At 44.6% G+C, this 21,317-nt stretch carries 19 protein-coding genes; 8 read left to right on the top strand and 11 right to left on the bottom strand.

The window, feature by feature from the left end:
• Complete coding sequence (locus HUG20_RS14920) at positions 1 to 420, top strand: GNAT family N-acetyltransferase (RefSeq protein ID WP_200085492.1); 420 nt, start codon at positions 1 to 3, stop codon at positions 418 to 420.
• Positions 421 to 504: 84 nt separating this feature from the next.
• On the opposite strand, the gene HUG20_RS14915 is transcribed toward HUG20_RS14920, so the two are convergent.
• Complete coding sequence (locus tag HUG20_RS14915; protein ID WP_200085491.1) at positions 505 to 672, bottom strand: hypothetical protein; 168 nt, start codon at positions 670 to 672, stop codon at positions 505 to 507.
• Between the two features lie 338 nt (positions 673 to 1,010).
• On the opposite strand from HUG20_RS14915, the gene HUG20_RS14910 reads away from it, so the two are divergent.
• The gene (locus tag HUG20_RS14910) at positions 1,011 to 1,157 is read left to right on the top strand and encodes a hypothetical protein (protein WP_200085490.1); all 147 of its coding nucleotides are present in this window, start codon (positions 1,011 to 1,013) and stop codon (positions 1,155 to 1,157) included.
• A 30-nt stretch (positions 1,158 to 1,187) separates the two neighbouring features.
• Here the strand turns inward: HUG20_RS14910 and solA are convergent, their stop codons facing one another.
• From solA to HUG20_RS14895, 3 genes are all read right to left on the bottom strand, one after another.
• Positions 1,188 to 2,354, bottom strand: coding sequence for an N-methyl-L-tryptophan oxidase (solA, locus tag HUG20_RS14905; RefSeq protein WP_200085489.1), 1,167 nt, complete (start codon positions 2,352 to 2,354; stop codon positions 1,188 to 1,190).
• Between the two features lie 18 nt (positions 2,355 to 2,372).
• Entirely contained in the window at positions 2,373 to 2,801 is a 429-nt protein-coding gene (locus HUG20_RS14900) for a GlcG/HbpS family heme-binding protein (RefSeq protein ID WP_200085488.1), read from the bottom strand.
• A gap of 103 nt (positions 2,802 to 2,904) precedes the next feature.
• Positions 2,905 to 3,795 carry a LysR family transcriptional regulator gene (locus HUG20_RS14895; protein WP_200085487.1) on the bottom strand — a complete coding sequence of 297 codons (891 nt, stop codon included), beginning with the start codon at positions 3,793 to 3,795 and terminating at the stop codon, positions 2,905 to 2,907.
• 198 nt (positions 3,796 to 3,993) lie between these two features.
• On the opposite strand from HUG20_RS14895, the gene fdhA reads away from it, so the two are divergent.
• Entirely contained in the window at positions 3,994 to 5,205 is a 1,212-nt protein-coding gene (fdhA, locus tag HUG20_RS14890) for a formaldehyde dehydrogenase, glutathione-independent (RefSeq protein ID WP_200085486.1), read from the top strand.
• 95 nt (positions 5,206 to 5,300) lie between these two features.
• Here fdhA and HUG20_RS14885 read toward each other — a convergent pair whose 3' ends face one another.
• Positions 5,301 to 5,984, bottom strand: coding sequence for a TetR/AcrR family transcriptional regulator (locus HUG20_RS14885; RefSeq protein ID WP_246476435.1), 684 nt, complete (start codon positions 5,982 to 5,984; stop codon positions 5,301 to 5,303).
• A gap of 839 nt (positions 5,985 to 6,823) precedes the next feature.
• Here HUG20_RS14885 and HUG20_RS14880 point away from each other — a divergent pair.
• The 5 genes from HUG20_RS14880 to HUG20_RS14860 all read left to right on the top strand — a co-directional run bounded on the left by HUG20_RS14880 (position 6,824) and on the right by HUG20_RS14860 (position 13,701).
• On the top strand, positions 6,824 to 8,119 hold the full coding sequence (locus tag HUG20_RS14880) for a glycine cleavage T C-terminal barrel domain-containing protein (RefSeq protein ID WP_200085485.1): 1,296 nt from the start codon (positions 6,824 to 6,826) through the stop codon (positions 8,117 to 8,119).
• A 110-nt stretch (positions 8,120 to 8,229) separates the two neighbouring features.
• On the top strand, positions 8,230 to 9,060 hold the full coding sequence (locus tag HUG20_RS14875) for a methylenetetrahydrofolate reductase (protein WP_200085484.1): 831 nt from the start codon (positions 8,230 to 8,232) through the stop codon (positions 9,058 to 9,060).
• Between the two features lie 156 nt (positions 9,061 to 9,216).
• A complete protein-coding gene (locus tag HUG20_RS14870; protein WP_200085483.1) occupies positions 9,217 to 10,887 on the top strand; it encodes a formate--tetrahydrofolate ligase in 1,671 nt (556 codons plus the stop codon).
• Positions 10,888 to 10,913: 26 nt separating this feature from the next.
• Positions 10,914 to 12,836, top strand: a complete 1,923-nt coding sequence (locus tag HUG20_RS14865) for an oxidoreductase (protein WP_200085482.1) — start codon at positions 10,914 to 10,916, stop codon at positions 12,834 to 12,836.
• A gap of 454 nt (positions 12,837 to 13,290) precedes the next feature.
• Entirely contained in the window at positions 13,291 to 13,701 is a 411-nt protein-coding gene (locus HUG20_RS14860) for a M28 family peptidase (protein ID WP_200085481.1), read from the top strand.
• 1,286 nt (positions 13,702 to 14,987) lie between these two features.
• On the opposite strand, the gene HUG20_RS14855 is transcribed toward HUG20_RS14860, so the two are convergent.
• Genes HUG20_RS14855 through HUG20_RS14830 form a run of 6 tightly spaced genes read right to left on the bottom strand, consistent with a single transcriptional unit; the run spans position 14,988 to position 21,275 of the window.
• The gene (locus HUG20_RS14855) at positions 14,988 to 16,334 is read right to left on the bottom strand and encodes an NCS2 family permease (protein WP_425504075.1); all 1,347 of its coding nucleotides are present in this window, start codon (positions 16,332 to 16,334) and stop codon (positions 14,988 to 14,990) included.
• Between the two features lie 35 nt (positions 16,335 to 16,369).
• On the bottom strand, positions 16,370 to 16,687 hold the full coding sequence (locus tag HUG20_RS14850) for an XdhC family protein (protein ID WP_200085480.1): 318 nt from the start codon (positions 16,685 to 16,687) through the stop codon (positions 16,370 to 16,372).
• On the bottom strand, positions 16,684 to 17,517 hold the full coding sequence (locus HUG20_RS14845) for an XdhC family protein (protein WP_200085479.1): 834 nt from the start codon (positions 17,515 to 17,517) through the stop codon (positions 16,684 to 16,686). Before HUG20_RS14845 ends, HUG20_RS14850 begins: the two co-directional genes overlap by 4 nt.
• 6 nt (positions 17,518 to 17,523) lie before the next feature.
• Positions 17,524 to 19,845 (bottom strand): xanthine dehydrogenase family protein molybdopterin-binding subunit, encoded by a 2,322-nt coding sequence (locus HUG20_RS14840; RefSeq protein WP_200085478.1) that lies wholly within the window; start codon positions 19,843 to 19,845, stop codon positions 17,524 to 17,526.
• On the bottom strand, positions 19,846 to 20,721 hold the full coding sequence (locus HUG20_RS14835) for an FAD binding domain-containing protein (protein ID WP_200085477.1): 876 nt from the start codon (positions 20,719 to 20,721) through the stop codon (positions 19,846 to 19,848).
• Positions 20,721 to 21,275, bottom strand: coding sequence for a nucleotidyltransferase family protein (locus HUG20_RS14830; RefSeq protein ID WP_246476765.1), 555 nt, complete (start codon positions 21,273 to 21,275; stop codon positions 20,721 to 20,723). Before HUG20_RS14830 ends, HUG20_RS14835 begins: the two co-directional genes overlap by 1 nt.
• Between the last annotated feature and the right edge of the window lie 42 nt (positions 21,276 to 21,317).

The following is a 21,317-nucleotide window of genomic DNA, read 5'->3' as shown; positions in this document are numbered from 1 at the left end:
ATGGCCATTGAACGCGTCGGTTATGAAGCGGCGAAAAAAGCGATCACCAACCATTTACAAGCTGATACGGAAGCGAAGCGGCCCGCGTTTTCCAATCGGGAAAAAACATTGATCTGTTTTGTGATTCGTGACGAAGGGGAGATTGTTGCCGGCATTAACGGTGAGGTCTTTTGGCACAATATGCACATCTCACTGTTTGCCGTGCATCCCAGTTACCAAGGTCAAGGCTACGGCAGCCAACTGATGCAGCAAATGGAAGAGGAAGCTCTCCGTCATTCATGCCGGATGATGTATTTGGAAACATTAAGTTGGCAAGCACCGAAATTCTACGCGCAACACGGTTTTGAGATCGTCGGACAGATGGACGGGTATCCCGTCGAGGGCGAATGCCAATACTATATGAGGAAATTATTGGTGTAATGGCGGAAGGCTTATATGTTCACGTCCGCGGAAAGCGAAGCCATGGAAGCGACATCCCGGCTTCAGCTGATAGCTGCAAGTTGTTCAGCAGTCCCTAACTATGCAATTAGAATCAGATACCTCAGCGATGCATCGTGAGCACGTCGACATAACTTCCCCGACCTTTTCAACGGTCAAGCCTCCTCGCGCAAAACCGGCGCTGCGGGGGCTTGACGCGTCCGTTTTTCCGCTGGAGTCTCGCCAATGCAGCACCGTCCCTCCGTACGTTGCCAGAAGCGGTGTGTTATCTGAAAAAGTGTTTCAAACGCGTTATTTGACGATGTATAGTGGCACAAATAAAGAAATAAGCTGATTTTACGCAACGAAATTCGTCGTTTTAAACAACGTTCACAAGTCACCATTCCCAAGGCGTCTGTTTAAACTTTTAATTTGCATGAAAGTGATCGGTTTGGGTGTCGACTGGAATACGGAAGAATTGTCATAGGGCCGCCCGTTGAAATTCCAAGAGATCAAGCTTGGTTTGGACTGACGAATGGCAAAAGGACGAACATGGAGCAGCAGAGGATAGTAGGGCAGGGGAGTAAAGTCTTTTGCACATATGGATGTGGTTATCCATTGGCTTGATGGCGGTGAGATCCGAAGGATGGGCGAGCGAGGAAAATGAAATGGAACTTCACTTCAAGCCTGATGTATATGTCACTGCGATATTAAGGTTGCTCAATTGGGGCAAAAAATGAACAGAGAAAGATTCTCTGTTCATTTTAAAATTATCGGGGTAAAGCATCGCCTGTTTGTTGTAGAGCTGGCCGCGTCATGGAGAAGATGGAGATATCGTGTTCTGTATGCCCATCCAAAGCCAATTGGCTCAAAATTTCTCCGATGATGCTGGCAAATTTAAACCCATGTCCGGAAAAGCCTGCTGCTATGGCAATATTGGAATGCTTTGGGTGTAGATCCACAACAAAGTGCTCATCCGGAGTTCTAGTGAAAATGCAAGCACGTCCCTGCTTCACGTTACCTGCTGCCTGGGGCATATAGGTATCTAAGAATTTACGTACATGCCCTTCATCTTCCGGATATATCCCGTATTCACGGTTGACATAAGCTGGTTCCGTTTTTTGCCCGATATCGAAGCGTCCAATTTTCAATCCGCTACCGTCAAAGCTGGGAAAGCCATAATAGACACCGGAAGGCACGTCAACGAAAAAAGCAGGAAAAACATCAGCTTCATATAAAGATGGATCGGATTCAAACCAAGTAGTTGTTTGACGCGTCGGTTGCAGTGGTATATCTAAATTCAAATGGGCTAGTACGTCTTTGTTCCAAGCTCCGGCGCTAATGATTCCTTTTTTTGCGGTATACGTCGCATCATCAGTTTCAATAGAAACGGAATCTTTATCAGCTTCTATATTTTTCACAGGTGTATTGGGTACAATGTGAACACCGTTTTTTTCAGCCAATCGACGATAGGCTCGGATACACTTCTCGCTGTATAGAACACCGGAATCGGGTTCAAAACAGCCTTTGTATCCTTTCGGAAGTTGGATCCCTGGCCAGCGCGTACTGATTTCATCAGCGTCCAGCAAATCAAGAGACAGTGAATATTCTTTGGAGCTCGCGATCGCTTCATCGATAAACGGCGATCCTTCAGGACCGAACCCCAGCACGCCTGTTTTTTCAAAAAGGCTTTCGCCGGATTCTTCTTGGAGTTCATTCCACAATGTTTGAGCTCTTATTGCTAGAGGAACATATTCTCTTCCTTCCCCATATGCATGGCGAATAATTCGAGTCTCACCGTGATGGCTTCCATTGGCATGCGGTGGATCGAAAGCATCAATGAGCAGGGTTTTCGCTCCCTGTCTGGATAAATAATAACCAGCTGCCATCCCCATGGATCCGGCGCCAACAACGATGACATCATAATCCGTGTTCATGTTGGCCACTCCCTTGTGTCACCGAATCTCACTCAATTGCACATTTTCGAATTTTTGAACAGCTGCTTCAGCCACTTGCACATCATCAGCGACCGTGCTGCCACTCACTCCTACGGCGCCGATCACTTTCTCGTCTTTAACGAGCGGAATCCCGCCGCCGAAGACGACAATTTTTCCTTGGTTCGTCGTGTTTAACCCGTAAAGCGAACCTTCGGGCACTGTCTCTTCCTCCAAATTGGAGGTCGGCATTTTGAGCGCAACGGACGTCCATGCTTTGTTCTGCGCGATGTCGATACTGGCGAGCCACGCATCATCCATCCGATGGGTGGCGATCAAGTTACCGCCCTCGTCCATAATCGAAATGACCATCGATACACCAATGTTCTGTGATTCACGTTCAGCTGCCTCGATCAACGTTTTTGCCGCGTTTAAGTTTAAAGTACTCATGATAATTCCCTCCAAGTGGTTGAATTTTCAAAATGCAGAGCATTTGTCCATAGTATAAGAGAAATCATATATCACGTAAAATGACTGTTATTGATATCATCGATCATTGAAACTGATATCTAAGTGGAGCAGCACGTCTGGTTTCTTTGGTCATGTCAATCGTCTCTATAAATTTTTTCATTGAATTGGTGAGATAAGCGTCGGATCTTCGTATAAAAACGGTTGTGACATGGCTGTATTTTTCCGGGAGGTTCATACAGCGAACGACACCATCCTCTTCCAAATGGGAAATGGTGGACTTCGGTAAAAGTGTAACACCCAAGCCCGATACCACACATCCTAAAATTGTTTCCAACGTGCCGAATTCAATAATGTTGGCGGGATGAATGCCTTCGGCTTGAATCCATTCCGTCAATTTGGCCCGGTAGCTGCACCCTGGTTTAAATACGAGTAATGGTTTATGGGCGAATTCATCCAAAGAAATTTCTTTATTGTTAGAAATCAAAACCAGTTCTTCCTGAAACACTTCATGTTGGGTGATTTTAGGATGCTCCTTAAATCCGGCGACGAAAGCACCGTCTAAGTTGTGCGCGAGTACATGGTCTACGAGGTTTTCCGTCACGTCTGTGACCAATGATAAGTCTACGTTTGGGTAATTTTGGTGATAAGCGGATAAAATGTAAGGGAGTCGAATGACGGTTTCAACCGTCCCTAAGTCAAGTTCACCTGAGGGTTCGTTTGAATCTTGAATAACTTTTATCATTTCATCAACGGTGGTCAAGAGATTGTCTGTATACGATAAAAGCTTTTTTCCTTCGGGATTTAAAATCATGCCTCGGCTGTTACGGTGAAATAATTGTGTATGCAATTCTTTTTCCAACAATTGAATTCTCGTCGTCACATGGGATTGAACATAATTTAGATCATTGGCGGCTTTACTGACACTTCCGTGAAAAGCTACGGACTTGAAAATTTTTAAGTCCTTGATTTCCATTTTAATCTTCCCTCCCTTATTTTTCAAAATGATAGATGTTATCGTTTTTAATCATTTTACATGATTCAATCTCTTTTATACAATATTTACAAGGAACGGCAACGATATAATATTTTCAATTTATATTATATGAAAACTCAAACTGTCCTTTTTTCAGAAGATGTAAACGGTATCAAAATTATTCTTGGAGGGATCATTATGGCAGCGAATAAAGGCGTCGTTTACCAAGGAAAGGGAAAAGTTACCGTCGAAGATATCGGTTATCCGGAACTCATTCTAAGAGATGGCCCCGGTGTACCGAAAGAAAACGTAAACCGAAAATGTGAGCACGGGGTCATCCTTAAAGTGATTACGACGAATATTTGCGGAAGCGACCAACATATGGTTCGCGGCAGAACGACGGCTCCACAGGGTCTGGTTCTCGGACACGAGATCACCGGAGAAGTGGTTGAGACAGGACGTGATGTTGAATTTATTGAAAAAGGGGATATGGTGTCCGTTCCTTTTAACATCGCTTGTGGACGTTGTGTTATGTGCCAACAGCAAAAAACCCATATTTGTACGAATGTTAATCCAGAGCGTCCCGGGTCTGCCTATGGGTATGTGGATATGGGCGGTTGGGTTGGCGGCCAATCCGAATATGTAATGGTCCCTTATGCAGACTTTCAACTTCTGAAATTTCCCGATAAGGATCAAGCAATGGACAAGATTCTTGACCTAACCATGCTTACGGATATTTTCCCAACCGGGTTTCACGGAGCCTATTCCGCAGGTGTAACAATGGGTTCAACTGTTTATGTTGCCGGAGCGGGTCCGGTAGGACTAGCTGCGGCGCATTCTGCTCAACTCCTTGGCGCATCGGCTGTTATCGTTGGTGATTTGAACGAAGAAAGGCTGCAACAAGCGAAAAGTTTCGGCTGTGAAACGGTTAATTTGAGAAAGCATGATCGATTGGGCGAACAAATTGAACAGATTCTCGGCGTTCCGGAAGTGGATGCGGCCGTTGACGCGGTTGGGTTTGAGGCATCCGGTCACGGAGAAAGCGGTGAACAACCGGCTGCTGTATTGAATGCCATCATGGACGTCACACAGGCCGGCGGAGGGCTTGGTATACCTGGCTTGTATGTAACCGAGGATCCAGGTGCGCAAGACAAAGATGCTCAGACAGGTTCACTGAAAGTACGATTCGGACAAGGATGGGCGAAAGCACATACATTTGTAACAGGACAAACTCCGGCTATGTACTATAACCGCGGCTTGATGAAATCGATTTTATCCGGCAAAGCCCAAATTGCCAAAGCGGTGAACGCGCAATTGATCTCCATTGATGAAGCTCCGGACGGCTACGCTGATTTTGACAGCGGTGCTGCGAAGAAATATGTGATTGATCCGCATGGGATGATTCGGTAAATAATCAACTGCCGAAAGAAATGATGATTAAACCGCTAACACAATAGCGTAGGGCCTCCTTTTCATGTAAAGGAGGCCATTTCATGATGTTAATCCTATCGGTGATCTAACGTAAATTCAAAGGAAAACGAATTGGCATTTTTTAAGATTTCCTTAATATAGGTCATCGTAATTTCTGTTGCTTTTTCCCAGGAGTAGTCATATCTCCGGTTCAGAACAAGGGTCAACATTCCCTGCCAGGTTAGTTTTATCATTTCCTGTACGTGTTCTGCATTTTCCTCTTTAATATACCCCGCTTGAATGCACTCTTCCATTGCGATGCGTTCCCTGGTTGTCATGTCAAATTCCAAAAACATCGGTTTTAAATCGGGAGGCAAATCGTCGAGATCATCCGGGAACTGATCGTAATACTCATCCATCAGTTCCTTGGATCCGCCTCCGACATCCGAGGAGAAAATGGCATGATAGATATGCGGTTCAGCAAAGCTATATCGGCAAAAGCATTCCCACATGAGCAAAAATCTTTCCTGCGGATTGCTCCCTTTCGCCATATAGGCAGGGAGCGATGAAGTATATTTTCTTAAAATCTTCAGCGAAGAATAAAAGATCAGGTGGGAAAGTTCGCTAAAGTAATTGTAAATGGTGGCGCTATTGTAGCCGGCCAAATCGGATACTTTTCGGATGGTGACATTTTCAATGCCCTCCTCTTCAATGATTTGAACGGTGGCGTCTATAAAATATCTCATCATGCGGATCGTTTGAATCGCCTTTTTGTCCAAGCTTCTACCTCTTTTCGGTTCGATAATTATGAATTTCTATTCATTCTCCCTTTAATCTAGCACATTTGTCCAACATTCGTGAACCTCTCCAAATAAATCGAAGATTTTGATGGAGCATCCCTTATCTTAAATACAGCACAAATAAAAGTGGTTAACCGACGAGCCAAGACAGTGCCGTTTACATCCAGCGAGCATTAAATGTTCGATATTTCGGAAGTGGATTTGATGTTGTCGTCATATCATCGAGATTATCAAACTCTTTGCCGATGACATCGATAATAAAAGCTAAGCATCGTTGTAAATGACAAGCGTATCATCGAAAATGCGCGAATGGTTTGTAATCTTATGAGACGAATTCGGCGCTAATTTACTGTTCAAAAAAAGTTTTCCGAGATCGATGCACAATTATCTCAACGATGATTATTATATGAACAAGAATATATAATAATCATGATTATATTCATGAGTGAATAAGAATAAAATAATTCGGGTTTTCTTCATCAGCGCAGTTGTTCGTGCTGCGTTTCCTAGCAAAAAAACACGAAAAATCTTTTGAACAAAAATTTAGAAAACCATTTACAATTAAAAAATTGGTGATTATAATATAATCATAAGTAAAAAAATAATCATGATTATAAAAAAGGGGGGTTCCATCCTGTGAAGGACAAATAATAAAATGTAAGCGGTTAATAAGAAGAGCTTCCGGTCAAAATAGCGAGAACCGACGGAGTTTTTTCGAAGATGTTGAATCGGCTTGGGTGAGTGGATCGGTCATTCAGACGAAGTCAGTGTTGTCTTGCTTTTTATCTAAATATTCATTAAATAAGGAGGCGATTGGTATGTCTGTTGAGGTAAAACCCATATCAGAGTTCAAGACGTCTAACGATCTAGAGGTACTGGGCGTGAACAGGAACGTCCCGGTTAACCTGCGCCAAAGCGGGGACAAAGGTTCTCGCATGCTGATCTCACAAAGGTTGCGCAAGTCCCCTTTCTGGCATCTTTCCCAGGAAGCCGGCTGTTGGTGCTATGAGGTATATAACCATATGTACCACCCGCGTGCCTATGTCCCGTGGGAGGAGGGTGGACTCCTCAAAGAATACGAATACCTCACCGAACACGTCACCCTTTGGAATGTCGCAGTCGAGCGACAGATTCAAGTGAAAGGTCCCGATGCCGCCAAGCTGGTCGACTTGGCCATCACGCGCCCGGTCGAGAAACTCAAGGTGGGAAAGGCTCGCTACGTTATCCTGTGCAACGAAGATGGTGGAATCATAAATGACCCGGTCCTCCTACGTCCGGCTGAAGATGAATTTTGGTTCTCTCTCTCTGACACCGACGTTTCCTTGTGGTTGCAGGCGTTGAATGTCACGAACAAATTTGATTGCACGGTGCACGAAATAGATGTTGCCCCCGTGCAGATTCAAGGTCCGAAGTCGACAGCGCTCATGATGGACCTGTTTGGCGAGGGTATCCACGATGTTCCCTACTACGGACTACTCGAAGGTGAAGTAAACGGTTGCCCTGTTATCGTGTCCCGTACCGGGTTTTCGGGTGAGGCAGGCTATGAAATCTACCTCTATGACGCGAGCGTCAATGCGGAACGGCTATGGTACCATCTCCTCGAGGTCGGCAAAGGTCACAATCTCAAAGTAATTGCTCCGGGGCACATCCGTCGGATCGAGGCGGGAATCCTCTCCCACGGTCAGGACATGGACTTGGAGACTAATCCATACCAGGTCGGATTGGAATGGCAAGTGGATTTGAATAAATCCCGGTTCGTGGGTAAAGAAGCCCTAGCACGGATCAAGGATGAAGGTGTTACGAGTAAGTTGGCAGGGTTGAAGTTTGGTGGCAATCAGATCGACTGGTACCCCGCGGATTATTACCTTGTTTATGCAGAAAATGAGACGAAGCCGGTTGGCTATATCACCTCAGCCTTTTATTCGCCAACCCAAGGGTGCAATATTGGCTATGCGATGTTGCCCAACGCTTTGAGTACAATCGGAACTAAGCTTGAAGTGCACTTGCCTGAACCGTATGGCAACGGGCGTATTGCCGCAGAGGTTGCAGAGACGCCTTTCAAGGCCCCCGAATTCCCCGGCACGGGATTGGCACAGACCGGTCGAAAGCTTTAACGTTTCTGGAGGTTAGAAATTGGACGGCAGCCGATGGCAACAAGATCTAATTTCTCATTCCAATCTCTAACCTCCAATCTCTAACTTCCAGAATGAAAGAGGTGATGGCAATGATGAATCAACAATCGTCGATTGAACTGTTCGGACAAATGAGTGAGCCACGCTTCGAACTCATACCCACGCATGACATCGTTGACCGTGCTACGGCGGCACTCCCGCCTCACGCTATGCTGACGATTACCTGCTCCCCGACGAAAGGTGTCGACACTACGATCGAAACGGCAATTGCATTGGCCCCCCGATTTACCCGGGTCGTTCCCCATATTGCAGCGCGAATGGTCCGGAGTGAAGAACACCTTGAGGCAGTGCTTGATGAACTCCAGGCTCACGATGTGGATGAGATCTTCGTCGTCGGAGGCGATCAGGAGCAGGCCTCAGGCCCGTATCGTCATGGCCTTGATCTGTTGCAATCCCTGGCGACACGTGAGCATGGGCTGCTCCGCATTGGCATTCCGGCATACCCCGAAGGGAACCCGAATATTGATAATGACACCCTAGCCAAGGATCTTTTGGCGAAAGCGCCTCTCGCGCATTACGCTGTAACGCAGATGTGCTTCGATCCTGATAAAGTCCTTGCTTGGTTGCGGCGACAGCGCGAAGCCGGTCTGGAGCTGCCATTCTACTTGGGCATTCCCGGACCGGTGAAACCGGATAAACTCATTCGCATTGCAACCCGTATTGGAGTTACGGACTCGCTCCGCTTCCTTAGAAAAAACCTGAAGTTGACGGGGAAGCTGCTGCGCGGTTATGACGCCTCCGGCTTGATGAACGCCTACACTCCGCACTTAAATGATTCGGACTATGGGATTGCCGGTTTTCATATGTATTCTTTTAACGAACTAAACTCCCTTAAAAAAATTTTCGGGCGTATAGCTATATGATTGCAACACTCATCCGTTTTTAGTATTTATTTCATTCTTTTTTCAATGGCTTCGGTTATATAGGCAAAGCAGAAGTAGCCCGTAAATTTTCGCCAATAGGTTTGAATCGGTCTCATATGCTTTGCCAATCAACACATTACCTTTGGAGGCTTGTATATGAAATCAGATGTAGAAATTGCCCAATATGCAAAGATGAAGCCGATTGAAGAGGTTGCCGAAAAAATGGGCGTGGGACGGAGCAAGCTTGAATTATACGGAGACTATAAAGCAAAAATTAACGAAGATCAGCAGATAAGGATTGAGAATGAGGGGAACGGAAAATTAATTCTTATGACGGGCATCAGTCCAACACCTGCCGGGGAAGGAAAAACAACCACTTCCATTGGTTTGGCTGATGCCCTTCAAAAAATAGGAAAAAATGCGGCTGTTGCAATAAGGGAACCTTCCGTAGGCCCTGTTTTTGGCATGAAAGGTGGGGCTGCGGGAGGCGGTTATTCCCAGGTCGTGCCTATGGAAGATATCAATTTGCATTTTACCGGTGATTTTCATGCCATCGGTGCGGCGAATAATTTATTGGCTGCCATGATCGATAATCATATCCATCATGGGAATCAATTGAATATTGACACTCGTAAAATTAAATGGAAACGAGTGCTCGATATGAACGACCGGCAACTTCGCCAAATCGTGGATGGTTTAAACGGAAGCGCAAACGGAACGCCACGTGAAGATGGATTTGATATTACGGTGGCATCGGAAATTATGGCGATCTTTTGTTTGGCAAATAATATCGAAGACTTGAAGGAAAAGTTAAAGCATATTGTCATTGGCTATACAACGAACGATGCTCCTGTTACCGCAGGTCAATTGAAAGCATACGGAGCCATGACCGCTCTTTTGAAAGATGCTATAAAACCAAATCTTGTACAAACATTAGAACATACACCGGCATTTGTCCACGGTGGTCCCTTCGCCAATATCGCTCACGGGTGCAACAGTATACAAGCGACAAAAACGGCGCTGAACTATGCGGATTATGTTGTGACAGAAGCAGGCTTCGGTGCCGATCTGGGAGCGGAAAAGTTCATGAATATTAAATGCCGTCTGTCGGGCTTAAGACCGTCTGCCACCGTTGTCGTTGCAACGGTCAGAGCATTGAAATTGCATGGCGGCATTTCAAAAACCGAGTTGGAAAAAGAAAATCTCCAAGCACTTGAAAAAGGGTTGCCCAATTTATTGCAGCATCTAAGTATCTTGCAAGAAGCATTTGGCATCTCAACGGTTGTTGCCATTAATAAATTTCCAACTGATAGCGAAGCGGAGCTGGAAAAAATAGAAGAAAAATGCCGGGAACAAGGTGTGAAAGTCGTGCTTTCCGATGTATGGGCAAACGGCGGCTCAGGCGGTGAGGAACTGGCTAGGGAAGTTGTCCGGCTGGCTGATCACGGAAGCATGCCCTCGTTCACGTACAATTTGAAAGATTCGATTACTGAAAAAATGAAAAAAATTGTCCAAAAGGTATACGGTGGAAAAGGGATTGAACTTACCCGAAACGTGGAAAAAGAAATTCAAAAGCTGGAAGCATTAGGGTATGGGGATCTTCCGGTATGTATGGCGAAAACGCCATATTCATTTTCCGATGATCCGACGAAAACAGGTAGGCCGAGCGATTTTACTATTACGATAAGGGATGTGAAACTTTCCGCCGGGGCAGGGTTCATTGTCATGCTGACCGGCAACATTATGACAATGCCGGGACTTCCCCAATCTCCCTCAGCCGAATCCATTGACGTTGATGATAACGGAAGAATTGTTGGTTTATTTTGATAAAATACTTTTGAGGAGGGATACCAGTGGGCAATAATCAAATGGTACAGACGGATTTGAAGACTTTATTTAGTCCGTTGAAAATTGGGGCAAAAGAAGCCAAAAATCGAATTGTATCAACGTCGCATGCTGTAGGGTGGGACAACGGTACGGGCATTATAAACGAGCGTCATGTCAAATATCATGAACGTAAAGCTGCCGGCGGCGCGGGGATCATTATGACCTTTGGTTCTGCCAGTGTCTATGAAAAATCAGCCGCTTCTTATGGATCCGTGAGTTTATGGAATGAGGAAAATGAACCTTTATTGAAGGAACTTGCCGATCGTGTTCATGCCCATGGGGCTTTAATTATGTCCCAGGCCACCCATATGGGAAGACGTGCAGATTCTTCGATAAGTGGGCGGCCGATCCAAGCACCATCCGCCATTCCGGAAGGGGTGCATCGTGAGATACCGCATGTTTTGCGTACGGAGGAAATACCACCAATCGTGGAATCCTTTGCTGAAGCCGCTGCACGTCTTGAGAGGTGTGGCTGGGATGGCATTGAAATCACTTCTTTTTCAGGACATCTCATCGAACAGTTTTGGAGTCCTGCACTTAATGATCGCACGGATAGATACGGCGGGGACTTTGCCGGTCGCATGCGCTTTTCGATTGAGGTCATTCAAGCCGTTAGAGAGGCAGTATCAAGCGATTTCATTATTGCCTTTAGAATGACAGCAGACCCTAAAACCGATGCGCTCGGTCTTGACCAAGAGGATATGCTAGAAATTGCCCGGATACTTGATGGGTTAGGCAGCATTGATATGTTGAGCATTAGCGGTGGTACCGGTGCAACCTATCGCGCACAGGCTGCGGTTGTTCCAGGAGATACGTTTGCAAGGGGGACCTATAATCATGTAGCTAAAAAAATGAAAGAACAGCTTTCGGTCCCTGTTTTAGTTGCCGGCCGTAATCTCGATCCCGCTCAGGCAGAAAATGCTTTGACAAATGGAGATTGTGATCTTGTTGGGATGACAAGGGCTATTATAGCCGATCCGGATATGCCACAGCTGGCACAAAAAGGGGAGTTTTCCCAAATAAGACCGTGTATTGCATGCGGTGAATGTATCGGAAGATTATACTCGGGAATGCCGGTTATTTGCACAGTAAATCCTGCCATGGCTGATGATTCTTTAGATAATCTCATCCCCGTTCAGCACCAGCGCAAAGTTGTTATTGTTGGTGGCGGTCCGGCAGGAATGGAGGTTGCGCGCGTATCGGCTATTCGTGGCCATGAGGTTCATCTGTTGGAATGTACGGATAAATTGGGAGGAAAAGTTTATTTCGCAGCGATGGCTTCCGAACGTCCGCATTACGGGAAGCATATTAAATGGTTGGAGCAAGAATTAGACCGATTGGGAGCAAACGTCCATCTTCATAAAAAAGGAACGGTGAGTAATGTATTGGATGTAAACCCTGATGTCGTTGTGCTGGCGACGGGAGCTAATCCCAGAAGTGACCATTATATAACGGATGTCGAGCTCCTTGACGGCAAGGTTTCGATCAATAACAAAAGTAAATTATTGGTTTATGATCGCGAAGGAAAATTTCGAGGACCAAGCATCGCTAACTTTGCAGCAGAAGCAGGGGCTTCCCAAGTTGAGATAGCCACACCATTGTGGTCAATTTCAGAAGATTTAGATGAAATGCAAAAGCCAGAACTATACCGATTATTGTCGGAAAAGAATGTGACAATGTCTCCAAATAAAAATTTATTCAAAACAAAGGAAGGCACACCTGTATTGGAGGACAAGTGGACAGGTACAAAGCGTAGGATTGAAAAGGATGAGATGATAGTACTAATTGGTTATGAGGAAGGAGACAATCGCTTGTTTGATCAGCTAAAGTCGGCTGCTCCGGATCTGGAGGTCGAGCTTATTGGCGACGCTGTATCCCCCGCCGATTAAATGATGCGATCGCAGAAGGAGTGCGTGCAGGGAGTGTGTTGTGAAATTTTAGTTAACTGTTCAGGTAGGGGATGTAAGGAATTCAAATAGAGGTACAAGTACACTTCTAAATTGGTAAATCATTCGTAGATCTAGCCAAGAACTGGTTGAGCAAAATGTATAAGGTATTCAGGTGATGCGCTGATTCGATCAGCGCTATTTTTTGGCAGGTAAGAAACAATGTGGCTACGCTCCACGTAGCCAGCTGTGTGCCTGTGGGAAAGTGCAGTGGGAAGCCCCGCAGGAAACAAGCGATTTTTTCTGAGGAGGCTGAGCTTAGGGCCTCCGCAGCGGTCAGATCTCTAAACGGAAAATAAGTATTTCCAAGTATGTGGAGCAATGAATTTCGGAAACGAAGACCAGTGGGAACGAGAAATCCTTGAAAAACTAAATTGGCTTGGTCAATTTGGCAAGGATGTTTACAACGGAGGAATTACTAGACAGCGAGTCATGGTCTGAAGCTCAGCAAGCCATGAAGCAATTGTTCGAAGTTGAAGGTTTTCAAACCTATTTCAATGAGGTAGGTAACTTGTTTGTCCGTCTGAAAGGCTCAGAAAATAAGAAAGAGACGATTTTAACGGGCTCACACGTGGATACTGTTAAATCCGGTGGCTATTATGACAGGCAGTTAGGTGTACTAGGCGGATATTTAGCCGTGAAGTATTTAAAAGAAACCTATGGACAACCGGTACGCAATATTGAAGTCTTTTACTTGGCCGAAGAAGAAGGCAGCCGCTTTCCTTTTTGCATGTGGGGCTCCAAATATATTGCCGGTCAGGTGACACTTGTTCCAACACATTTCCTTGTTCAACATGTAATTCAATAAAAGCTTTTATGTCTTCCCGGGCTTCTTTTTCGCCCTTTTTAAACCCTGCTCTAGTCATCGCTTCTTCGAATGATTCACCGTCAAAATCTTTCAATTCATTCAAATCGTATGATCGGCATGAACGGCTGGTTTGAGAACAGCATTCTCCTGCGCAATCCCTCCGGCAGGCAAGCCACCTTTTCCTTGTTTGGGACGAAAGGTCGCCCATTGACAGAGAGAGACAAAGCGGAATGATTGAAGCATCCACAAGATAGATGGGGCTCATCATCTGCAAGCGATGAGGTGGATGAATCTCTCGTTTCATTTGGCTAACGATGTCGGAAAACAAGGCTTGGCTAACATCAGTGTTGATGTCACGCAACCGGCGTGTCATCTGCGAATCGCTAATCGAGGCAAGATCCACGCTTCCTTGGAGTTCTTCGCTATTCTTGAGGGTCAAGCTAGCTGCTTTGCACTTGGCATTTGATAGATCTGTGCATAAATCATCAAAGCAACCAATTTTTCACAGGTTAATTTTTTGACGTATCGGTCCCTAAAAAATCTTCTAAAACCTTTTTGATCTTTAACGGCTGTATAGCTTCCATAAATGTTGTTGTTATGGTAGTTTTGTCCATAGTGGATCCTTATAGTGAGAGATTTGGATGTGGACCACCGTATTTCCTGAATCACCTCCTTGGGTTGTCCCTAAGGAGGTTTTCTTTGTTTAATGGTGAAATCCTGCCGATTTTCAGTAGCATTTGAATTTTTTCGCTGAAAACTACCGATTCGTGTTCTATTTGCCACATTAAGTTTCAATCTACTTTTTTCACCTATGAAGTGTGGGTGCTGGGGTCTATAATGCTCCGTTTGTTTCAAAATTTGCATCCGTTGACGGGAACATGAAGCAACTTTCATATAGGCTAGCCATTGGTGTCTGCCGTACGCTTTCCAACATGAATTTAAGCTCGTCAAGTTCGAGAATATTTGTGATCTCATGGGCATCAAAAAAATCTCCGGTGTTCCTTTCGGCAATACAGCCCGAGCAAACTGCATCGCCGTGATTTGGCTGCTTACAATATGGCAATGACCGTCCAGGAAACCGGGTGTTAAGTAATAACCGTCAGTGTGTATTGTGTTTTCTCACCGATCGTACGATCTGCATTTTTTCAACGTAAGCAATCCGAGAATCTTTTACGGTAATATCTGTGTTGGCCAAAATTTCATTTGAGGTGACGTTCACGAGTTTCGCATTTTTTATAACCAGATTTTTGACATTATAAAACTTCTTAACTAGTCGTAATTAAAGTTTAAGCTAACCAAATGAAGTAAGCAATAAAAATAACGAGCAGTAAATACATGATCGGGTGAATATCCTTGTATTCGCCTTTTACAATTTTTAAAATCGGATAAGCGATAAACCCTAAGGCCAGTCCATTGGCAATACTATAAGTTAAAGGCATAGCAATAACAGTGATAAAAGCAGGTATAGCATATTCCATTTTATCCCACTTTATTGACCCCAATGAAGAAGCCATTAAAACACCAACAATAATTAATGCCGGAGCCGTTACGGCATCAGTGACTACCTCCAGAAGCGGCGATAAGAATAAGAATAAGAGGAAGCAACCAGCCGTAACTAATGAAGCAAAACCTGTCCGTGCACCCGCGGCAACGCCCGATGCCGATTCAATGTAAGAATTCGTATTCGATGTGCCTAAGATTGAACCAACGACAGAAGCAATCGCATCAGCACCCAATGCTTGTTTAGCTCTAGGTAATTTATCCTCTTGTAAAAATCCAGCTTTTTTAGCAACGGCGATAATTGTACCGGTGGCATCAAAGAAGTTCACGAAGAGTACGGTAAAGACCACGGTGAATATTTCCGGTTGTAAAATGCTTGGCAATTCAGTAATCGCAACACCAAAAGTGGGTGCTAAACTCGGTAGAGTAGAAACGACTTGCGATGGGAATGGGATCAAACCAGTAATAACGCCGGCTACAGCTGTGATGATCATGCCGAAAAAAATGGCGGCATTAACACCTCGCACAAGCATTATAGCAGTTACAATAAGGCCGAACAGTGCCAACATGGTGGAGGGCGACGTAATATTACTAAGCGTTAATAATGTTTCTTCATCGCCAGCGACAACCCCCGCATTTTGCAGCCCGATAAAGGCGATGAATAATCCGATCCCTGCGACAGTGGCATCCTTTAATTGAGGCGGAATGGCATCGATCACTTTTTCCCTTAGTCCTGTTAAGGTCATAAGAAGGAAGATTACACCGGCTACAAGAAATCCGGCAAGCGCTGTTTCCCATGGTATCTCCATACCTATGACGACTGTATAGGCAAAAAACGCATTCAATCCCATCCCGGGGGCTAAACCGATCGGATAGTTTGCCCACAAAGCCATAATAATACAAGAAATAGCTGCCGTAAGACCGGTAGCCACGAATACAGCGCCTTCATCCATTCCTGCATCGCTTAAAATCGCAGCATTCACAAACAATATATACGACATCGCCATAAAAGTGGTGATACCACCGATTGATTCTTTTTTAAAATTCGTATTTTTCTCGCTGAATCCAAAGTACTGCTCAATTTTATTGTTCCTCAACCTTTTATTCGTTTCTGGCTCCAGGTTTGAACTCATATGTTGCTCCCCCTTTTAATGAATTTCAGAAAAAATCAAATGATCGGTTCAATAAACACATCCAGAATCCCCCCGCAAATTCCGCCATCTTCGTAAAAGAGGCCATCTGTTAAATCGACGTGATGGTGTTGGGGTCTGCCCGTGTCCATAACGATAAGCGCTTTTTCAATCACTTCACCTTCACCGCAACCACCTCCAATCGTTCCCTCTAGTGTATAGTCGGAATAAATAATCATTTTAGTTCCGGTTTTTCTGGGAGTGGACCCTTTTGTACGTATGACAGTAGCCAAAGCTGCTTTTTGTTTGTTCTTGCGAATAGATATAACCTGATCAAAAAAGGCTAGATGGTTCATGATCGATTCCTTTCATAAAATTTTAGTTTTTCATAGTCTTTAATCTTTTCTCGTTTTGAATGGCCGGTAGATTTATTTTGGACTTTCAGGAGTTCAGCGAAAATGCTTACGGCAATCTCGGCAGGGGACTGGGCGCCAATATCTAATCCAACAGGTGAGTAGATGTTTTTGAAATGGTGATTGGTAAATTCACTTTTTAATTGTTCAAAAACACCGGCTATGCGTCGTCTGCTTCCAATCATTCCGATATAAGCCGTTCGTTCACGTGCGTCGAGCTTTTCTTCTCGTTTAAGTAATTGTTGTAAACTAATGACATCGAATTTATGCCCACGTGTAAGGAGTAAAATGTACGTTTTAGGTGTAATATGGACGTCCTTGAAAAAATCAAGATAAGGCATACAGATAATTTCGTCGGCTACAGGGAAGTTATCCCGATTGGCGAATGATTTCCGATCATCGATAACCGTGACGGAGAAACCGAGCATACGTCCCATTTTCTCAACGGGTTCAGATACATGCCCGGCTCCTGCTACAATTAAACGAGAGGGAGGGGTAAATGATTCAACGTAACATTCCACGTTTCCCTCTCGCCATTCAAACGTGATACTTTTCGTTTTTTGTTCCAGTAATAGTGGTAGACAGTGTTCAATGAGTTGTTCTGAAAAAAATTTAGAATAGTCTCTGTCGCTATACATACTGCCATCAGGCCAAAGTAATAATTTCGCTCCAACTAAATTTTCCGTAGAGTGAGACGTTATGGTGATTAACGCGATTTCATGTTGTTTTTTCAGTGAATCAGATAACAATTCAAATAATTTTGGGTTAAACATGTGCCATCACCCCGATGACATCTGAATGGGTTTCATTGCTTCGTAAATACGTTCCGGCGTTGCAGGCAGATGTCTTACCTTTGCACCGGTGGCATCGTAGATGGCGGACATAATAGCGGGAATAATTGGGATCATCACTACTTCGCCGATCCCTTTGGCGCCGAAAGGGTTAGAAGGTTCAGGGTCTTCAACCGGTATCGTTTCAATTTCAGGTGTTTCCAGAATGGTCGGGATGATATAATCAGATAAATTGTTGGTTTTATTATGCCCATCTTCGATGATGACATCTTCGAACAATGTATAGCCAATCCCCATGACGGCTCCCCCTTCAGCTTGCCCTTCAAGACCTTGTAGATTCATCACTTTCCCACAGTCTGGTATCGAGACAACACGTAAAACATCCGTTTCGCCGGTCAATGTGTCCACTTCAACCATAACGACATGCGTCAAGTACCCGTAAATATGATGAGGTGCTCCGCCGGAACCTTGAATTTCGTTCTTTTCTTTCGGTAAATAAAAGTGCCCTTGCACTGTCGTAGAAATTTGGTTCTTCACTAAGTAATCATAAATTTGACGAAAAGAAAGTAAAATGGATTGATTATTTTTGTTAATTATAGACCCATTTTCGATTTCCATATTTTTTGTAGGGACATCGAGTATATGTCCTGCAGCTTCAATCAGCCGTTGAATCATCTGGGGAGCGACGGTCGCAATCGCTCTTGTACCCGTATACGTGGATCTGGAAGCGGAAATCGTTCCCCCATCCAACGTTTCAGCCGTATCCCCCTGAACGACTGATATGTGGGAAATGTCACAGTGGAGTAGCTCTGCACAAACTTGGGCGTAGACAGTGCCATTACCGGTGCCGATTTCTTCACACCCAACCGCTACTTTCATGTGACCGTCAGGCAACAATTCGATGGACGCTGCGCCGTAATCGGGTGTATCAATCCCCATACCAACACCGTGGAAGGAGGTTGCGACAGCGACGCCTCTTTTTTTCCATGGTTCAGTCGTTTGTTTTTTGTAAGTTTCCCGATTGACCCACAGATCACAATGTTGAGCTTTATATAACGTCTGGTGAGTACCGACACTGGACTTAACCACATGTCCGACACTAGAAATGTCGCCTTGACGATAGGCATTTTTCTTTCTGATCTCAATCGGATCCATACCGATCTTTTCGGCGGTCATGTCTATATGTGTTTCAATGCCGACACAAACCTGATTAACACCAAAACCCCTGAAAGCGCCTGCGATACCGTTATTGGTATACACGCAAAACCCTTCAATGTCAACATTGGGGATTGTGTATGGTCCGCAAGCATGCTCGACGGCCAGTGATGTAACAGCCGGCCCCAGTGAGGCGTAGGCACCTGTATCAGCAACAGCTCTTACTTGGTTGGCAATAATTCGTCCGTCCTTGTTTACACCGGTTTTAACGTGTACCTTAAAAGGGTGCCTTTTTAGACTTGCTTGGACGGATTCCTCTCGATTCAAATGAATTTTCACGGGACGTCCACCACTATGAAGGGCGAGCAATGCAAGGTAAATTTGTACAGTAATTTCATCTTTGCCCCCGAACCCCCCACCGTTAGGGCTCGATATCACATGGATGCTCTCCGGGTTTATGCCGAGGGCACGTGAAATCTGCAGCCGATCTCTGTAGGCGTATTGAGCAGGACATTGAATGGTTAACGTACCGTCTTCTTCAAGTTTGCCCCAACCGCCTTCAGTCTCTATGAAAGCATGCATTTGACGAGGTGAATAATAGGTGTTTTCAAAAATGTAGTCGGCTTCTTCGAATGCGTGGTTGATATCACCGTTTTGTATTTTGAAGTGGCCATGAATATTTCCGTCCGGGTGTAGAGGTGGGGCTTGCTCGGTCATAGCGTATTCTGCATCGTCTACGACCCCCAACGGATGATAATCCACTTGAATGAGACGAAGGGCTTCTTCGGCGATTTCGTTTGTTTCAGCGGCAACAAGTGCAACAGCATCTGCCGTACAGCGAACAACGTCTTCACAAAGAACAGGCTGATCGGGCGTGACAATACCAAACCCATTAAAGCCTGGAATATCCTCATATGTTAATATACAGATAACCCCCGGTAATGCTTCTGCTTGAGTCGTATCTATATTTGTAATTTGAGCATGGGGATACTTTGATCTGAGCACCTTCCCCCATACCATGTCAGGGTAATGTCTGTCCGTCATATATTGGAGTTTGCCTGTCACTTTCTCGGGCCCATCGATACGTGGAACCCGTTTGCCAATCCAGTGATATCGGTTTTTTGTGTCATTTTTATGCTCGGCGATGCGATTCATTTATTCTCCCCACCTTTTCATTAGCCTATATAACCCTCTTTCTAACAAAGCACTAGCCATATCTTTTCTGTAATTAGCAGACGCACGCACATCAGAAATGGGGGCAACTTCTTTCCAAGCAAGTTTTGCCATGTTTTGAATCAAGTTTTCGTCCAGACGATCCAATAAAAGCATGGATTCACATTTCTTTGCGCGGATAATGGTTGGGCCTACTGAACCAAAAGCCAATTTCCCGGCGGTACAATGGCGCTTTTTTGAATCCAATGTTAACGATGTAGCAAAATTGACAATCGAAATAGATTGCGCTTTACGTGGCCCAAGTTTTTCAAATATGCCGATTTCATATTTTTCTTGAGGGCGAACGATGATATCAGAAATGATCTCGTCAGAATGTATGACGGTTTTCCCCGGACCAACAAAGAAATCTTGAATCGGAACAATTCTTGTATCATGAAGTGAGCGTAGTTCAATTTTGGCATCCAATACGTAGAGGGCAGGGATTGTGTCGCCTGCAGGAGAAGCAGTGCCAATATTGCCGCCTAATGTACCCATATTTTGCATTTGGGTTGCTCCAACTTCTTTCGCTGCATGTGTTAATACATCTGCTTTGTTTAGAAGCAGATCGGATTGCACAATATCGGTATGTGTTGTCATTGGGCCAATGTGTATGCCGTTCTCATCTTCATAGATATAACGAAGCTTATTCAAGTTTCTGATATTGATCCATATATTGGGCATCCACTTTTTTTCCTTCATACGAACAACAGCATCTGTTCCCCCGGCGATCAATCGACTTTCGTTTTGACGGTTGGAAAGCACTTGCAAACATTCATTGACGGATGTTGGCGAAATCATTTCCATATCGGATACCTTCATTATGATTCTCCTTTCGCCTTTGTGGTCTGTGGTAAATAGTCGGCAGGAGTGTTAAAGTTAAACAAAATATCAGGGTCGTTAACGTCCAAATAGGATATTTGATGGCTGAATTTTTGTAAAATGTTTCGTAGCCCTTTCGTTTCTTCATTAACGTTTAACAACTCTTGCCTTAGACTGCCGTGGAAAAGTACAGGATGCCCTCGTTTTTGTTGATATAACGGAACAATAATGGAAGGGTTCGTTTTATTGAATTGATCCACAATCAGACTTAAGGTCACATGTGAAACGGGTTGGTCGACAGTGCTGATTAAAATGCCTTTTGGGTTGCCACGAATGGCCTTAACGCCTTTTCTGATCGATGAACATTTGCCTTCATCAAAACGGTCGTTCCATACAATATGTACGCCATATCGTTTAATAGCTTCGGTTATTCGTTCAGACTTATAGCCTGTCACAACGATGATTTTGCCAATCCCGATATTTTTAAGTTGATTGATTTGGTATGTGATCAAACTTTCCTCGCCCCAGGGAAGCAGAGCTTTCACGGTCCCCATACGTTCGGAGCGACCGGCGGCAAGTAATAGAGCTACGTAATG

The sequence above is a fragment of the Salicibibacter cibi genome (assembly GCF_016495865.1).
In the GTDB taxonomy this organism is placed as follows: domain Bacteria; phylum Bacillota; class Bacilli; order Bacillales; family Marinococcaceae; genus Salicibibacter; species Salicibibacter cibi.
The sequence above is the reverse complement of the archived record's forward strand: the minus strand, read 5'-3'. Positions and strand labels throughout refer to the sequence as shown.

Coding starts and splice junctions, on each gene's coding strand:
- HUG20_RS14920 (WP_200085492.1), top strand. CDS start 1: ATGGCCATTGAACGCGTCGGTTATGAAGCGGCGAAAAAAGCGATCACC.
- solA (WP_200085489.1), bottom strand. CDS start 2,354: ATGAACACGGATTATGATGTCATCGTTGTTGGCGCCGGATCCATGGGG.
- HUG20_RS14900 (WP_200085488.1), bottom strand. CDS start 2,801: ATGAGTACTTTAAACTTAAACGCGGCAAAAACGTTGATCGAGGCAGCT.
- HUG20_RS14895 (WP_200085487.1), bottom strand. CDS start 3,795: ATGGAAATCAAGGACTTAAAAATTTTCAAGTCCGTAGCTTTTCACGGA.
- fdhA (WP_200085486.1), top strand. CDS start 3,994: ATGGCAGCGAATAAAGGCGTCGTTTACCAAGGAAAGGGAAAAGTTACC.
- HUG20_RS14880 (WP_200085485.1), top strand. CDS start 6,824: ATGTCTGTTGAGGTAAAACCCATATCAGAGTTCAAGACGTCTAACGAT.
- HUG20_RS14875 (WP_200085484.1), top strand. CDS start 8,230: ATGATGAATCAACAATCGTCGATTGAACTGTTCGGACAAATGAGTGAG.
- HUG20_RS14870 (WP_200085483.1), top strand. CDS start 9,217: ATGAAATCAGATGTAGAAATTGCCCAATATGCAAAGATGAAGCCGATT.
- HUG20_RS14860 (WP_200085481.1), top strand. CDS start 13,291: ATGTTTACAACGGAGGAATTACTAGACAGCGAGTCATGGTCTGAAGCT.
- HUG20_RS14855 (WP_425504075.1), bottom strand. CDS start 16,334: ATGAGTTCAAACCTGGAGCCAGAAACGAATAAAAGGTTGAGGAACAAT.
- HUG20_RS14850 (WP_200085480.1), bottom strand. CDS start 16,687: ATGAACCATCTAGCCTTTTTTGATCAGGTTATATCTATTCGCAAGAAC.
- HUG20_RS14845 (WP_200085479.1), bottom strand. CDS start 17,517: ATGTTTAACCCAAAATTATTTGAATTGTTATCTGATTCACTGAAAAAA.
- HUG20_RS14840 (WP_200085478.1), bottom strand. CDS start 19,845: ATGAATCGCATCGCCGAGCATAAAAATGACACAAAAAACCGATATCAC.
- HUG20_RS14835 (WP_200085477.1), bottom strand. CDS start 20,721: ATGAAGGTATCCGATATGGAAATGATTTCGCCAACATCCGTCAATGAA.
- HUG20_RS14830 (WP_246476765.1), bottom strand. CDS start 21,275: ATGGGGACCGTGAAAGCTCTGCTTCCCTGGGGCGAGGAAAGTTTGATC.